The following is a 15601-nucleotide window of genomic DNA, read 5'->3' as shown; positions in this document are numbered from 1 at the left end:
TGAGGACGGGGTTCGGGCCGGTCATGGATCCCTTTTTTGCTCTGACCGAGGCTCCGTCGCGGACGGCCCGGGACCGATCATGCCGGACGACCACAAGCCCTGCTGAGACATGTTCTTAGGGGCCGCCTCGACTCGCCGGCGTACGGTCTCGTCGGCGAGGACGGCCGTTTCGACGGCGGCCCGCAGTCCCGCCGTCGAGCCGGCCAGCAGGGCGGTGATCTCGGCGGCGGGCAGCTCGACGACGAGGGTTTCGATGTGCACGGTTTCCGCGCGGCCGGTCAGGTCGGCCATCCGCTGACCTCCGTGCCGGTCAGCCGGCGGTCGAGTTTGGCGTATTCGGCCCGGGCGGCTTCCAGGACGTGGGCCATGGTCACGGCTTCTCCCGCGTCGGCGGCGAGGTAGGCGGCGGACAGGGCCGTGTCGCGGATGGCCGCGCCGGTGATCGTCAGCTGGGCCAGCAGGTCGTGGTCGAGGTCGCGGGTGGGGGCCGCGGCCGGGAACGCCGTGCGCCAGATGGCCGCCCGCGAGCGCGCGTCGGGGAACGGGAAGTCGACCACGAACCGGAGCCGCCGCTGGAACGCCGGGTCGAGGCTGTCCTTCAGGTTCGTGGTCAGGATCGCCAGCCCGCGGTAGCTTTCGATGCGCTGCAACAGGTAGCCGACCTCGATGTTGGCGTACCGGTCGCGGCTGTCGGTGACCTCGCCGCGCTTGCCGAACAGCGCATCCGCCTCGTCGAAGAGCAGGACCGCGCCGCCGGCGTCCGCGGCGTCGAACACCCTGCTGAGGTTCTTCTCCGTCTCGCCGACGTACTTGCTGATCACCCGGCTCAGGTCCACGCGGTAGAGATCCAGGTGCAGCTCGCCGGCCACCACCTCGGCCGCGAGGGTCTTCCCGGTGCCGCTGGGCCCGGCGAAGAGCGCGGCGGTGCCGAGGCCGCGGGCGCCCGCGAAGCCCCACCCGTCCAGGACGAGGTGCCGGTGGCGGACGTGCGCGACCAGCCGGTGCAGCCGCGTGGACTGGTGGGCCGGCAGTACGATGTCGGCCCAGCCCGCGCGGCTCTCCACACGTTGCGCGACGGCATCGATGCCGGGCCGGGCGTGGCTTTGGCACCCGCGCCACAGGTCGTCGACCGTGACCTGCCCGGCCGCCCTCGCCTCGGACACCACGGCGCGCACGGTGTCCGCGTCCAGGTCGAACTGCGCCGCCAGCCGGGTCACCTCCGGTACCGGGACCCGGTCCGCCACGTCACGCCACAGCAGGACGCGTTCGGCCACCGAAGCGGCCGGCACGCTGATCCGGGGCAGAGCCGGGCCCGGAGGCGGCCGGGGCGCGATGATCGCCACCGGGGCGCTCAGCCGGCCGGCGAACCGGACCGCGGCGAGGTGCGCGGGTTCGTCCGCCTCCACGAGGTCGAGGACCCACGCGGTCGGGGTCAGTGTGCTCTCACGTTCGCACAACGCCGCCAGTTCGTTGCGCGGCCGCACGTCCCGCGGCAGGTCCGCGCCGTCGAGGACGACCGGTCGCAGTCCGGCCCGGGCGCTCGCCGTCGCGGCGATGGCCAGCAGATCGGCCCGGTGGCGCCCGAGCACCACGACGTGGGGGGTCGACGGGTCGGCCCACTGCCGTGCCAGCGTGGCGGCGGCGGGGTGCCCGGTCGCCGCCGGGGGAGGGGGTGCCGAGAGGGCCGCGATCGCCGGGTCCAGGTAGTCGAGGCCGGTCAGGGCGTGCAACACCCGTTCCTCGATCCGCAGGGTGCCGGCGGTCGGTGACTCCGGGTGGGTCAGCGTCACCAGGCGGCACGCTCGCAGAGGACCGGCCGGGGAAATGGCGTCCCAGTGCGGGCTGTCCAGAGTGGACAGTGCGAGGCCGAAGCTCGCCCACGTGCGGCCGGGTTCACCGTGGGCCTTCGCGCAGGAGTGCGCGAAGCCCGTGTCGAGCTCCACCCCCGCGCACAGCAACAGCACGTCGCGTTCGAAGCCGGACAGGCCGAAACCGTCGCGCAGCGCGTCGAGCGCGGGCGGCTCGGGGAGGGTCCACGCGGTCCGGGGCACCGGCTCCGCACTGTCGGGGTCGAGGCGCCCGGCCAGCTCGTCCAGTGCCGCCGCGAGGTGGCCGTGGTTCGCCGCCGACCACTCGGGCGACCGGGTCACTCCGCGTCCGGCGTCAACAGAGTGGCTTTGACGCGGACCTTCTTCGGCTTCTCGGCCGGGACGGCGGCCGGGACCTCGTCCGCGACGTAAACGGCGGTCGCCTGGTAGGCGACCGACAGCCGGTAGGCGGAGTGGAACAGCGCCGACCAGAGCTTCGTCGCCGACTCCTGGTCGAGCGGGAGCATGCTCAGCCGCACGACGTCCGGCGCGGTGGCCGGGTCGAGGTGCTGTTCCCACGCGTCCGGGTCGATCTGGACCGCCCGGGCCGCGACGTCGGCGACCAGGGCGCGGTCCAGCACCGGGTGGCGCGCCAGCGTCGCGACCGTCATGCCGAGGAGCCGCTGTGGCTCCAAAGTCGACTCGTCGCCGTAGAAGGTGAGCAGGTAGTCCAGATCGAGGCACTGGACGGCCGGGGCCACCGTGCCGGAGCCGGACCGCCTGGTGGGCAACGCGTCCAGCCCCGGTGCGCCGCGGGGTGCCGCGCGGTAGAGGAAGACGTTCACACCGCTGACCTGAGTGTCCACAGTGGCCAGTGCCGACGGTCGGATGGTGGTGACCTGGGCGCTGCGCACGTCACCGGGGCTCGCGCCGGCCAGGACGTCGCCGAGGATCCGCCTGAGGGTCGCGGTGACCATGGCCACCGCCAGGTGACTCATTTCCCCTCGCGGCCGGACAGGTAGTCCTCGAGCGACATCGACCGGGTGGGTGCCCGTCGCGCACGGGCGGGAGCGGGTGCCGCGGTCGTCGTGGCGGCGGGCCGGACCACGACGGTGCCGATGGTGACGGTGACGTTCGGCGCGACCGGCGCCGGCGCGGGAAGGCGGGTCCGCGCGGGCGCCGCGAACTCCCTCGTGGCCACCGGTGCGACCGCGCTCGCCGGCGGAACGGGCGCGTCGGTCACGGGAGACTGCTCGGTCACGGTGGTCTCCTGGACCTCGGGTGCTACGGGAGCGCCGGCGGGAGCGGGCTCGGCCGCCACACCGGAGACGCCGGCGACGACATCGGCGGGGACCGGGCCGGGTGTCCCGCGCTGGTCGTCGCCGGCGCCCGGCGGTCGTGACGCCGGTCGCTCGGGCTCGGCGTGGGTGGCCGTCGCGGTGCGCGGTGGCCTGAGGGTCGACTGCCGCGCCGGTTCGGCGACTCGCCCGGGGAGCGGCCAGGCGGCGTCGCGTCCCGCCCGGCGGTCCGGTACCGCGGACCCAGCCGGCGGAACCGGCTCGGACTCGGCTCCGGCGACCGGAAGGGCCGGCGAGCCGGGCTCTGTTCCGGCTGGTTCCCGTTCGACGGCCTGGCCGGCCGTCGCCGGCCGCGGGACCGCCTGCTCGCGGATCACCGTCGCGGCCGGGGGTGTGCCGCCGCTCTCCGCCGGCCGGGAGGTGCTCGGCCGTTCCGCTTCGACCAGCGGGTCGGGCTCCGCCGCGGGCACGACCACGGGAGCGTTCCGGCGCAACGGTTGTGACAGCCCCAGCGTCCGGTCGACGAGGTGGTCCAGGAAGTCGGTCATCCGGCCGCCATCCTCAGATAGGTGGCGCGCCGCCGCGGCCCGAGCGCCAGGATGTCGCGCTCGGTCCACCCGTAGGCCGAGGCCAGCAGGTGTACCTCCGCCAGCAGATCGAGAGCGTGCCGTTCGACCTCGGCCCACAGCAGGACCGCGACGTCGAGGTCCGCCCTGGTCACGCTCGCGCACTCGGGACACGTGGCCGCGATGGTGACGGCGCTCGCCGGTGCCGCGGCCTCCATGACTTCCGCCCACCGGTCGCCGTCCGGGGTGCCGGGACCCCGGGCACACCGCGTCAGCAGGTGTGCACGCGCCTGTGCCGGGGACATCCCGCGGATCTGCCGCAGGTCTTCGCTGGTGGGCAGCGCGAAGGGCACGCCGTCCAGTTCGAGCTGCTTCGCCGGCGGGGGATCGGGCAGTGCGGCCAGGTCGACCGCGACGTCGAGGGCGTCCCCGCAACCGGTGCACGCGAATTCCCCCACGACGACCGACCGCCCCGACAGCGTCCGCAACGCCGCGAGAAGCACGGCGTCCCGCCGGGCGACATCGGTTCGCGCCGCCTCGTCGACGTCGACGCCGTCGAACGCGGCGAACATCGTCACCGCCCGGTCGAGAGAATCCCGCCCACTGCCCTGTTCCCACGCCACCAGCACGTCCGCGGCGAGCAAGATCAGCCCGGGTAGCCGGGTTCGGTGGGCTCGACGACCGCGAGGTCACGTTCCCAGCCCTCGTTCTCCAGCTTGATGTGCTGGATCGCGACGGCGTTCGCGTTGGCGTCGAGCTCGGGAAGCGCCTGGTACTCCGAAACCCAGCAGCGGTAGACCTTGTAGGCGATGGCCAGCTGCCCCGCCTCGTTGTAGACCTCCAGCACCAGGTCCTTGCGGAAGTCGCTCAGCGAGAGCTCCGAGCCCAGCCCGTTGCCGTACTTGTGCGCCTGATTGGCCCACTGCTCGAACGCGGTGTCGTGCGTGACCCCGCGTTCGAGGGTGATCGCGGTGTACTCGGTGCGGCCGGGGGACTTGCGGCTGCTGCTCGGGTCGCCGCCGTCCCGGTGGGAAACGACCTCGGTCGTCCGGCTCAACGCGCCGACCTTGCTGACGCCCGCGACGTACCTGCCGTCCAGGCGGACGCGGAACTTGAAGTTCTTGTACGGGTCCCGCCGGTGGGCGTTGACGGTGTACTCGGCCATCGTGCCGGTGTCCTCCCTGATCAGGCCTGCGTCGCGGTCGTCTGCTGGATCTGCAGGACCACGAACTCCGCCGGGCGCACCGGGGCGAACCCGACGAGCACGTTGACCCGGCCCGCCGCGACGTCGTCCGGTGTCGTCGTGTCCTTGTCGCACCGGACGAAGAACGCCTCGGCCGGGGTGGTGCCCTGGAACGCGCCCTGCCGGAACAGGCCCTGCATGAACGACCCGATCGCGAGCCGCAGCTGCGACCAGAGCGGCTCGTCGTTCGGCTCGAACACCGCCCACTGGGTGCCACGGAACAGCGACGACTCGAGGTACAGGGCCAGCCTGCGCACCGGCAGGTACTTGTACTCGTCGCCCAGCTGGTCGGAGCCGCGCATGGTCCGCGCTCCCCACACCACCGGCCCGGTCCCGGGGAACGCGCGCAGGCAGTTCACACCGAGTGCGTTGAGCCGCCCGTTTTCCTCGTCGGTCAGGGTGACGGCGAGGCTGGTACCGCCCGCGAGCGCGGCGTCGACCCCCGCGGGTGCCTTCCACACCCCGCGGGTCGCGTCGGTGCGCGCGATCACGCCGGCCACGGCGCCGCAGGAGGCGAACTCGCCGGACCGCCCGTCGGCGGTGGGATCGCGCTGAAGCAGCTTGGGGTAGAAGACGGCGGCGTTGCGGGCCGCTTCGCCGGTCACACCCGCCGCCGCCAGCGCGTTCGGCACGCCCGCGGGCGCCACGCCGCCGGGGAGGTCGACGATCAGCACGGCGCGCCGGCGCACGCACAGCTGCGCGGCGGCGCCCATCACCTTGGCGTCCACGGCTTTGGCGGGGTCGGTCGGCGGAACGCACAGCAGGGTGAACGGGTCGGCGAGGTCCAACGCCCGGATCCCGTGGTGCCGGTCGGCGAACCCTTCGCCGTCGTAGTCGTCCTTGCCGAGCGCTGCGCCGACCGACGTGGGCGTCGCGACGGCGAACGCCGTGTCCGGTCCGGTGACGAGTGGCCGCGGGATCGCGGTGTCGCCCGCCGGTGGCACGACCCGGACGAGCGCGGACCCCGCGGCGAGGACGTCGACCACGAACCGGGGGCCCGCGGTCGTGGTGAGGTTGCGGTACGCCTCCTGCTTGGACGTCGCGGGATCGGTGACGGTGAGGTTGAACAGCGTCGTGGACGTCGGATCGACGACGTCGTGGTCGACGTCGATCCGCAGCCGGTCGGCCCACGGGCCCGGGTCGGCCGCCCGCAGCACCAGGCCGGTCTGGCCCGTCGGCAGGCCGGCCTGGTGGAACTCGGCCGTTTCCGCGGTGGCGGAGACCACCCGGACGACGACGGCCTGCCCGCCACCGTTGGCGAAGTAGTCGCGCACGGCGAAGCCGACCGGGGTCCCGAGCCCGCCGAACGTGCGCTCGTAGCCCGCGTAGCTGTCGACTGTCACGGCCTGGTGCACCGGACCCCGGGTCGTGGGACCCACGAACGCGGTCACCGAGGTCGCGACGCCGGTGATCGAGCGGGTACCGGACGGCACCTCGGCCACGTACACACCGGGGTAGGAGGTGTTCACGACGACCATGACGCCTCTTTCGGTTCGGGTCCGCGTGCCGAGGGTGGGGTTCTCGAGCCACAGTTCGGGACGGCACGTTAGCGAGCCGATGTCTCCGTGGAATCACCGCCGCATCTCATCGTTCGCCGTCTCCCCGCCGAGATCCCCGTTGCGCCGCGCCGATACTGTCGGTTCCCCAGCAAGTCGCTGGCCCAGCAGAAGACGGGGGGACCAGTTGTCACCCAAAACGTTCACTGCCACCCAGAAAACGGCCGGTCACGGCATGCTCACCCTGTTCGGTGGGTTCCAGCTCCAGATCGACGGCACGGTCGTCAAGCTCGCGGTCGGCGCGCAGCGGCTGGTCGCGTTCCTCGCCGTCGGCGGACCCTCCCTGCGGAGCCGGATCGCGTCCGCGTTGTGGGGTGACGGCCCGGAGAACCGCGCCCAGGCGCGGTTGCGCACGACGATCTGGCGGGTGAACAACCTGGTGCCGGGACTGGTCGCCAACCGCCAGGGGCTGCTGGCGGTGGCGGAATTCGTCGAATCCGACGTCCGGCGGTTCGCGGCGGAGGCGCGAACCCAGCTGAGCGGCGGTGCGGAACCGAGCACGGCGACGCTCGACCTGGGCTCGGGAGAACTGCTGCCCGGCTGGGACGACGACTGGGTGCGGTTCGAGCGTGATCGCTTCAAACAGCTGCAGCTGCACATGATGGAGGCGATCGCGGCGGTGCTGCGGGCGCGCGGCGACTACGGGATCGCCCTGGACATCGCCCTGCACGCGGTGCGGACCGACCCGTTGCGGGAAAGCGCTCGCCGGGCCGTGATCGATGTGCACCTCGCGGAGGGCAATCACGTGGAGGCGTTGCGCGAATACCGGCGGTTCCACCACGAGCTGCTGACCGAGATCGGGGCGCGTCCGTCACGGGCGCTGTCCCAGCTGGTGTTCGCCCCGACGGCCTGAGCGCGAACCCGTTCGTACCGAAAGGATCCCAGTCATGACCGACCGAGCTCCGGACCAGCGGCGCGACCAGTCCGGTTCCAGGCCCGCACAGACTCCGCCCACGTCGGGGTCCAGGGCCGATACGTGGATGGGCAAACCGGGCAGCTACAAGTTGAGAGCGGTTCCGATCCATGGGAACCAGCCCAAGATCACGGTGTTCGGCGCAGCCGCGTTGGAGGCGGCGCGAGACGACCGGCTGCGGATGCTGGGGTACCTGATGAACGGCTCCGAACGGGTCGAGGACTACGCCACCGGGGTTTGTTACGACATCGTCGCGTTCATCCTCGCGCTGGACGGCCGGATCGACCGGAAGACGCTGGAGGGGACCGGCGGTCAGGACTGGCTGAAGTACTTCGACTTCGACAGCGGAACGAAGTGGAGCGGGGAAGCGATCCCGACGGGGAGCGCGGTCGGCTTCAAACGGATCGGCGACTACGAACCGGGGTACTTCCACGCGACGGTGGCCGTCGGCGGAACGTTCGTGCGGGGTGTGAACGCGAACGGAATCACCTACGGCTGGCTGGACAAGGCCGACTTGACCGAACGGCTCGCGGGCAGCCGCGACATCGAGGTGCGCTACCTGACACCGTGATCAGGTGAACCAGTGACCGAACGTCTCCTCGTCCTTGAGTCCGAGGAGCTTCGAGTCGTCCAGGTCCTTGAACACCGCCAAGTACTTGTCGAGCTCCACCGGATTCCCCAGCATGGCCTCGTTCACGGCGCGCACGAGCGCGTCGCCCCGGTGCTCGACGAGCACGCGGAGGTCCTTCAGCCGCGGGTCGAACAGGACCGGCGCGAGCTTCTCCTCCGCGGCCAGATGGGCGCGATCTTTTCCTTGTTCGACGTTCATCGTGGGGAACGGCGGAATTTCCTCGTGGCGGGTCAACCGACCGATGGATCCGGTCGGTTCTTGCCCCCCGGGCGCTTCGATCCGAACCCGTCCCGGCAGCTTGGCGAACGCTCCGGTCCGGACGAGCTTGTCGAAGCGATCCGGTGGCAGGAAGCCGCTGATCGTGTCCAGCGCCGACTTGACGTTGGGAGCGAATTCATTTCGTCCCCTGGTGCTGACCACGATCTCGCCGCCTTGCGTCTGGGGGAGGATCTTCTTCGTCAGGAAGAACTCGAGTAGCTGCTCCACCGTTCCCGCCTTTTCCGAGCCCGGGATCAGGCGTTTTTTCTGCTCGGGATGCAGTCGCACGAACCGGGCCAACGGAATGGAGTGGGTCACGTGCTGCATCATCTTCGGCGCCACGCTCTTCGTGAGCGGCGTCAGTCCTGGCGCGAGCCTGTCTAGCTCGGGCGTGCCCGTCCATTCACCCTTCGCGGGTGCGATGGGCAACTGTGCGACGTTCTTGCCAAAATTGCGGATCGGAAAGTTCTTGAGGTCGGCGTCGATCTGCGTTTTCAGCTCTTTGGCGTCCTTGAGCAGCTTCCTTGTGAACGGCCGGGTCCGGAACTCGACCTGCACGAGTGCTCTGGGTCCTTCCGGCTTGATGTCGTCGATGAGGAACTCGACCCGGTCGGTGGACGCCAGCGTGACGTTGATCAGGCTCTCGGCCATGGTGACGTAAGCGGGCTGGACCAGGAGGTGGTTCCCCGTCTCGATCTCGAACCCCATTCTCGTGTTCTTCTCCACCAAGCGGCCGCGTTTGTAGTGCGCGTTGATCTCCGGGCCCAGGTCGTCCAGAAACGTCCTAACGGTGGCGAGGTCGTGCGCGGGCAGTTCATGGTCACCGGACTGAAGCCATTTTCCGACTCTGGCGGCTTTCTCGCGCAGGGACGGTGCGGTCAGCGGTATGTCCTTCAGAAATTTCGTTGCGTCGGCGTGCATCGCCCGGGCTCGCCTCAGTACGTCGTCACGGACGGTGCCGTGAACGCTGTTGACACCTTCCGCGAGCTCGACGAGGTCGGCGCGGATAAAACGGCTGGGAATCATATTCGCCCGTGTGGGATCAAGGACATATCGCAGCGAGTTCCAGTGCCAGGACAAAGAGGCTGCCTCGGCCTCCTCCGGAAACGCGGCGATGGTGTCCGCGACTACTTTTCTGAACGTCAGGCCGTTCCGGGTGTCCACCACGCTGTCGAGGTAGCTACGCAGCTGATGGAGATCGGCGTCGGGCGCCAGGACCGTCGCGGGAAGGGCGGCTGCGTCGATCTGTCGCTGAACCAGCAGGCCCTCCCCGCCGGCCGGCGCGTCGACGTGGCCGGCGAGCGGTGCGCCGTCGCCGGACAGCGCCTCCCGTGCCCCCGCCTCGGCCGCTCGTTCGGACCCGCCGGCTGGGTCGCCGATCCGCAGTCCGCGGGTGGTGCCGGCGGCCGGGAGCAGCCGCTGCTGCACGACGTGGACCAGCTCGTGCGCGAGCGTGTGCCGGTCGAGCGTCCCCGCACCCGCGACGATGTGGTCGCCGGCGGTGTAGGCCCGGGCCCCGAGCGCGGTGGCGGACCGGCGTGCGGCGGCGTCGGTGTGCAGCCGGACCGCGGAGAAGTCCGCTCCGAACCGGTCCGACATCTCGTCGCGCACCTCCGGCGCGAGCGGCACCCCCGCGCCGCGCACCACGTCCCGCACGAGTTCGCCGGGCTGGACACTCGCGGGCTGCGCGGGAAGGACACCGACCGGCCCGCGCCGCGGCGTCCCACCTCCGGCGGAGAGGGGAAGCCCGCCGATGGAGTACCGGGTCAGGGAACCGACCGGCGCACTGGCCTCCGCGAAGGCCTCCGGTTCCCGGTGATCGTGACCGGAGGCCCCGCCGGGGACGGACTTCTCCCGGACGTGACCACCCGGCTCGCCTTCGACATCCGGCATGAGCGCCCTTCCCACCCGTACGACAACCGGCCATCACCGACACCGCGACGGTAAAGCAGCCTCGTCACTGCGAAGTCACCGCGCGCCCCACCAGCCGACGCTCGTCGTGACTGCGTCGACGCCGCCGTTCGCGGATTTCGAGTTGAGTCTCCGTCCGGGGGAGGCTGCAGGCTGTGACTGTGGACGACTCCGACAAGGGGATCGTGCCGGCGACCTGTCACAGCCCGGCCGGCAGTGGCGAACTTCAGCGCGGGGTTATGGATCAGCTCAGTCGCGGACAACGTATTACCCCACGGATCGGTGTTCCGGCCAGTCGGGCAGCCACGTTGGTCGGCGACGTCCCGTGCGTGCGGGATCGCCGAACAACCGGGCCGGCCGAAGGGATTCCCGCGTACGCACCGCGGCGATCCGATACGCGCTAACGGTCGTCGTGGACCGGAGTCGATGCCGGCTGTGCGGGTTCTTGCTGGGCGCGAGCGCGCAACGTTCGTCGGGATGACCACCGCGCATCGGCTGCGCGGTGAATCCCCACCGGGATTCTCTTGCCGCTGACCACGATGAGGTGCAGTTCGCTGCGACCACTACCGACAAATGGTCCTGCGGAAAGTCTCGGGCAGGTTAGCCTGAGTGCACGGGGTACACCGATGCGCGGTTGTGGTGGACTTGAATCATGGCTAATTCTTTCAGCTGGGAGACTCAGGTCACCGATCGTCCCGGCTCGATGGACGAAGCTGAAAAGGCCTGCGGTCGACCCGGGATCGTTGGCTGCGCACGGGAATCAGCCGCTGCGTTGTTCGGCCGCAAGTGTGCACGCGTGCCTCCGGTTGGGCGATCTTACTGAATGGATTGCCCATTATGGATATCTGGCTATCTGTTATGTGAGCGTTGACATCGCTCAGGATTGTGTCGTGTAATGTGCGCATCGAACAGAATGCTCCGGGGGAGGAAAGGTGATAGGGGGCATCGCCGGTCGAGATATCACTGATGCCGTGCGGCGATTCGGCACGTGCGGTGGTAGTTCGGTGCGCGTTGATCGCACGCGACGGCGCCGCCACGCGAGCGGTCCGGTCGACTCCGGTGCCGCCCGCTGCGCACTCGGCGGATCGCGCGGTCGTGTGCTCCCGCGGCAGTGCCTCCGCTGATCACCTGCCGGCAGCTGGCCCACCTCGTCCCACCTCCGACGGAAGGACACCACCGTGACCGAGGCAACACGAGCGCCGGACGGGAGCCCGCTGCGGCGGGTCATCTTCTCGGGCCTGCTCGGCAACACCATCGAGTACTACGACTTCCTCCTGTACGGCACGGTTTCCGCCCTCGTCTTCAACCGGCTCTTCTTCACCAACCTGTCTCCGGCGGTGGCGACGTTCGCCTCGTTCACGACGTTCGCGGTCGGTTACCTGGCCCGTCCCGTCGGTGGCCTGGTCTTCGGACACCTCGGCGACCGGTACGGCCGCAAGCCCATGCTGCTGACGTCGATGATCGTGATGGGCGTGGCGAGCACGTTGATCGGCGTGCTGCCCACCTACGGAACGGCCGGGAACTGGGCGCCGGTCTTGCTCGTGTTCCTGCGCCTGTGCCAGGGAATCGCCGTCGGTGGCGAGTGGGGCGGGTCCACATTGCTCGCCGCGGAGCACGCGCCACCGGCCCGGCGCGGCCTGCTCGTCGGCGTCGTGCAGCTCGGCGGGCCGCTGGGGTCCGTCCTGTCCACCGCGGTCCTCGCCCTGGTCTCCCTGATGCCCGAGGACGGATTCCTGACCTGGGGGTGGCGCATCCCGTTCTTGTTCAGCGCCGCGCTCCTGGTCCTGGGACTGTTCGTCCGGTTGAAGGTCGTCGAAAGCGAAGTGTTCCTGCGCAGCCGTGCCGCCGACGACCGGCAGCGAGCGCCGCTGATCGAGCTGGTGCGGCGGCCGGGTCAGCTGCTGCGTGCGTCCTTCTTCATCTTCGGCGCCACCGTGACCCAGGCGCTGACGAGCGCCTTCATGGTGAGCTACGCGACCGGTGTCGGTATCGGCCGCAGCGACATCCTCCTCGGCCAGGTTTTCAACGGCGTCGGCGCCGGTATCGCGATGCTGGTCGCCACGGCGCTGTCGGACCGGATCGGCCGGCGCCACACGCTCATCGGTGCCGCGCTGCTGCTCGCCGCGGTGGCCTACCCGGTGTTCGCGATGATCGGCACGGGCGACCCGGTGTTGCTGTGGATCGCGCTCGGCCTTCTCGCGGCCCCGCCCATGGGCGCGCTGCTGGCCCCGTCGGCCGCGTTGCTGGCCGAGTCGTTCGACACCGGCGTCCGCTACACCGGCGTGTCCGTCGGCTACCAGTTCGCAGCCGTGCTCGGCGGTGGCCTGGCTCCGCTGATCGGCGTCAGCCTGCTGTCCCTGGGCGGCGGAAACCCGGTGTTGGTCGCGGCGTACATGGCCGCGGCGTGCCTGGCCAGCGCGGTCGCCGTGTGGTCGGCGAAAGAGACTCGCGGCCGGGACCTGGTGGCTCCGGTCGCCGCGGCCCCGGAGACCGTGCTGACGTCGCAGAGCTGAATCGAGCGCACGGCGTCACCGAAGACCGTCCGCCGCGTGCAAGCCGGGCCGGCGCCACGGCTCAATTGCCCGGTGTTTCGAGTCTGTGGTTCCGGCAGGTCGAATTTGTGGTAGTGCGCTACTCTTGGCCGGTGGGAAAATCTACCGGAAAGGCTGTGCAGTGATCCTGGTCACAGGTGCTGGGGGTAATGTCGGCGGTGCGCTCGTCGCGCAGTTGCAGGCGTCCGGAATTCCGTTCCGTGCCGCTTATCATTCCGCCGAGGATGCCCGCAAGGCTGCCAAGGAGGGAATCGACGCGGTCGCCGTCGAGATGGCGGCGCCGTCGACCGTGCGAGCGGCATTGGACGGTGTGTCAAGGGTTTTCCTGCTCGGGGCGATGAGTCCGGAGCAGGTCCGGAACGAGTCGAACGTCGTCGAAGCGGCTATTTCGGCCGGTGTCGAGCACATCGTCAAGCAGTCGCTCTGGCGGGCGGACGAAGAACTCACGCCCATTGCCCGGTTGCACCGGCCGGTCGAGCGCCTGCTCGAGGAGTCCGCGGTGGACTGGACATTCCTGCGGGCGAATTTCTACATGCAGACTTTTTCCCGCAACTGGGCGGACAGCATCCGTTCGGCGAATATTTTCAGCAGCCCGCTCATCCGCGGTCCGATCGCTTTCGTCGACGTCGCCGATGTCGCCGCCGTCGCGCTCCGGGCCTTGACGGAGGATGGTCACGCGGGCAAGGCCTACGCGCTCACCGGGCCGGAGGCGCTGACCTACGATCAGACCGCGTCGGTGCTTTCGGATGTGCTCGGCCGGGTGATCACCTACCAGGGAATGACCAACGAGCAGGCGCTCTCCGTGTTGCCGCAGTTCGGCGTGCCGGTGTTCGAGGCCGAGGCGCTGGTGGGGGTGTGCAACTTCTACCTCGACGAGGGAGCCGAAACGGTGACCACCACGGTGGCGGAGATCACCGGTCGCCCGCCGACGAGCTTCCGGGAGTTCGCCGAGGCCAACCGGGACCTGTTCGCCTGAGTCCGGCGGGGTGGTTCCGGCTCTTGCCGGGGCCATCCCGCGTGGCGTGCCGGGCCGGCGGGTCGCGTGGCGGCGGTCCACGGCCGGGTTGCCGCTCGGGCACCGTCCCTCGGGCGCTGCCTGCTTCTTCCTCTCGGCGATGTGCCGGTCGGCTTCGGCGGTCGCGGTGGAGTCGGACCCGGCGAAGCTGTGCGGCTGTGCGGGCTGGCTGCCGACCGTCGTAGGACCAGGCTGTCGAGTCCGCCGGCCGCTGCCGGAGGGGCGGCGTTCGCCTGGTGTGTCGGCGGGCCGTTGGGCCACGGCTCGGCAGGCGCGGCCCAACAGGCCTGCCGAGTGGCGTGCACGACGGATGCCGGCAGGGTAGCCGAGCGCTCTGCGCGGAGTGCCGCCGACGGGCCTTGGCGATGGCCAAGGCGATGTTGCCTGGTCATCGGCCGATCTCGTGGAAGTTCCCGCTCCTGAACGGATTTCCGTTGGTGGCTTGCTGGTTTCGGTACGAGAACCGTCGGCGGCGAGCCGTCGACGCCGGATGGCGGGTGACCGGTTCCGAGCCGCGCGTGCGTCGGGATCGGGCTATGTCGATCCTTGAAGGAATACACTCAAAGCACACCCCGATGAGCGCGTACAAAGAGCGGGACTCCGACGCGTTCGAGTCGTGAAAGCGTGCCTGACGGATCGCCGCCGGACAAATTTTCGACAGTCCTCATCTGCTTCCCGGGCGTCTCTGTAATGGGATGTGCGAGTCAGGTCGGGTGGGGAATATACGACTGCCCGAAAATGCTTAGGGGCCGGTTGCTTTCGCCTCTTCGAAAATCGAGATGCGAAGAGGTGGACCTGGCTGTGAAGCCGGTCCAAAAATACGCTTCAGGCAAATTGTCTGATTTCGCACGCGAGGGCTCATCTCAAGCGGATGTCGTGTCGGAGACCGCGGGCCACCCACGGGTTCACCGCCCTCTCGTGTTCGATTACCGAACGAACGTTGTCTCTTGCGTCAAGAGTAGAGGCGTCCTGTTCGATCTGCAAGGTCGCTCGAGGTGGTCAGCCGACGTGCTGCCGCGATACGTCCGGATCGACCAGTTCGGGTAGTTTCGCCGCGGTGATCGCGTCGGCGGGCATGCAGGTGAACAGGCGGATTTCGGGTGAATCGAGGGCGGCCATGCGGACGTAGTCGACGGTCAGCAGGCCGAGACGCGGGTGGTCGAACTCCCATCGGGTCGAGCCGAAGCCGCCGACGTCGTGGGTGTCCCACATGGCCCGGAAGACCTCACTGGTCGCGCAGAGTTCGCTGCTGAGCTGGTCGAACCTCGGGTCGCCGACGTTCCGGCCCGCGTCCGCGCGGAACTGGCCGATCAGGCTCGCGGCCTGGACACGCCAGTTGACCAGCAGGCGGCGCAGCGAACTGTCGGTGAACATCATCCGGATGATGTTGCGTTCGTCCTCCGGGAAGCGGGCCGGATCGCCGATGAGACCGGCTTCGGCGTCGTTCCAGGCCAGCAGGTCCCAGCTTGGGCTGACCAGGTAGGCCGGGTGCGGGCTCAGGACGTTGACCAGCCGGCGCAGGCTTGAACTCGGGGAGACGGTCTGGCGGCTCGCCGGCAGCGGCGTGGCGGCCAGGGCGAACATGTGGCGGCGCTCGACTTCGTCGAGCTGCAGTCCGTTGGCCAGGCTGTCGAGTACCTGCCGGCTCACGGTGATGTTCCGGGCCTGCTCCAGCCAGGTGTACCAGGTCACGCTGACGCCGGTGAGCTGCGAGACCTCCTCGCGGCGCAGGCCGGGGGTGCGACGGCGGCCGCTGCTGCGTATCCCGACGTCCGCGGGCTTGATGCGGTGGCGGCGTGCGCGCAGGAACGCCGCGAGTTCTTGCCTGTGTGCCTGATCAGCCATCGGTC

At 69.9% G+C, this 15601-nt stretch carries 13 protein-coding genes; 4 read left to right on the top strand and 9 right to left on the bottom strand.

Translation table 11 applies throughout. The annotated features are described in order from the left end of the window. Nucleotides 1-21 precede the first annotated feature (21 nt). Genes OHS18_RS12030 through OHS18_RS12000 form a run of 7 tightly spaced genes read right to left on the bottom strand, consistent with a single transcriptional unit; the run spans nucleotide 22 to nucleotide 6393 of the window. Nucleotides 22-291, bottom strand: a complete 270-nt coding sequence (locus OHS18_RS12030) for a hypothetical protein (RefSeq protein ID WP_328618745.1) — start codon at nucleotides 289-291, stop codon at nucleotides 22-24. After that, the gene (locus OHS18_RS12025; protein ID WP_328617045.1) at nucleotides 279-2150 is read right to left on the bottom strand and encodes an ATP-binding protein; all 1872 of its coding nucleotides are present in this window, start codon (nucleotides 2148-2150) and stop codon (nucleotides 279-281) included. The genes OHS18_RS12030 and OHS18_RS12025 overlap by 13 nt, the downstream gene beginning before the upstream one ends. Beyond that, entirely contained in the window at nucleotides 2147-2806 is a 660-nt protein-coding gene (locus OHS18_RS12020; RefSeq protein WP_328453004.1) for a DUF4255 domain-containing protein, read from the bottom strand. The genes OHS18_RS12025 and OHS18_RS12020 overlap by 4 nt, the downstream gene beginning before the upstream one ends. Further along, on the bottom strand, nucleotides 2803-3654 hold the full coding sequence (locus tag OHS18_RS12015; protein ID WP_328617044.1) for a hypothetical protein: 852 nt from the start codon (nucleotides 3652-3654) through the stop codon (nucleotides 2803-2805). Before OHS18_RS12015 ends, OHS18_RS12020 begins: the two co-directional genes overlap by 4 nt. Further along, nucleotides 3651-4316 (bottom strand): hypothetical protein, encoded by a 666-nt coding sequence (locus OHS18_RS12010; protein WP_328617043.1) that lies wholly within the window; start codon nucleotides 4314-4316, stop codon nucleotides 3651-3653. The genes OHS18_RS12015 and OHS18_RS12010 overlap by 4 nt, the downstream gene beginning before the upstream one ends. A gap of 2 nt (nucleotides 4317-4318) precedes the next feature. After that, nucleotides 4319-4837, bottom strand: a complete 519-nt coding sequence (locus tag OHS18_RS12005) for a phage tail protein (RefSeq protein WP_328453010.1) — start codon at nucleotides 4835-4837, stop codon at nucleotides 4319-4321. Nucleotides 4838-4857: 20 nt separating this feature from the next. Further along, entirely contained in the window at nucleotides 4858-6393 is a 1536-nt protein-coding gene (locus OHS18_RS12000; protein WP_328617042.1) for a phage tail sheath family protein, read from the bottom strand. Between the two features lie 253 nt (nucleotides 6394-6646). On the opposite strand from OHS18_RS12000, the gene OHS18_RS11995 reads away from it, so the two are divergent. After that, nucleotides 6647-7324 (top strand): AfsR/SARP family transcriptional regulator, encoded by a 678-nt coding sequence (locus tag OHS18_RS11995; protein WP_328453014.1) that lies wholly within the window; start codon nucleotides 6647-6649, stop codon nucleotides 7322-7324. A gap of 193 nt (nucleotides 7325-7517) precedes the next feature. Continuing rightward, complete coding sequence (locus OHS18_RS11990; RefSeq protein WP_328617041.1) at nucleotides 7518-7955, top strand: hypothetical protein; 438 nt, start codon at nucleotides 7518-7520, stop codon at nucleotides 7953-7955. Here the strand turns inward: OHS18_RS11990 and OHS18_RS11985 are convergent, their stop codons facing one another. Beyond that, nucleotides 7956-10166: an eCIS core domain-containing protein gene (locus OHS18_RS11985; protein WP_328617040.1), complete on the bottom strand. Its 2211-nt coding sequence runs from the start codon at nucleotides 10164-10166 to the stop codon at nucleotides 7956-7958. Between the two features lie 1196 nt (nucleotides 10167-11362). Here OHS18_RS11985 and OHS18_RS11980 point away from each other — a divergent pair. Continuing rightward, nucleotides 11363-12697: an MFS transporter gene (locus tag OHS18_RS11980; protein WP_328617039.1), complete on the top strand. Its 1335-nt coding sequence runs from the start codon at nucleotides 11363-11365 to the stop codon at nucleotides 12695-12697. A 160-nt stretch (nucleotides 12698-12857) separates the two neighbouring features. Then, nucleotides 12858-13712 (top strand): NmrA family NAD(P)-binding protein, encoded by an 855-nt coding sequence (locus OHS18_RS11975; RefSeq protein ID WP_328617038.1) that lies wholly within the window; start codon nucleotides 12858-12860, stop codon nucleotides 13710-13712. A 1038-nt stretch (nucleotides 13713-14750) separates the two neighbouring features. Here OHS18_RS11975 and OHS18_RS11970 read toward each other — a convergent pair. Next, nucleotides 14751-15596, bottom strand: a complete 846-nt coding sequence (locus tag OHS18_RS11970) for a helix-turn-helix transcriptional regulator (protein WP_328617037.1) — start codon at nucleotides 15594-15596, stop codon at nucleotides 14751-14753. Nucleotides 15597-15601: the final 5 nt, after the last annotated feature.

Source organism: Amycolatopsis sp. NBC_00355 (assembly GCF_036104975.1).
Taxonomy (GTDB): domain Bacteria; phylum Actinomycetota; class Actinomycetes; order Mycobacteriales; family Pseudonocardiaceae; genus Amycolatopsis.
The sequence above is the reverse complement of the archived record's forward strand: the minus strand, read 5'-3'. Positions and strand labels throughout refer to the sequence as shown.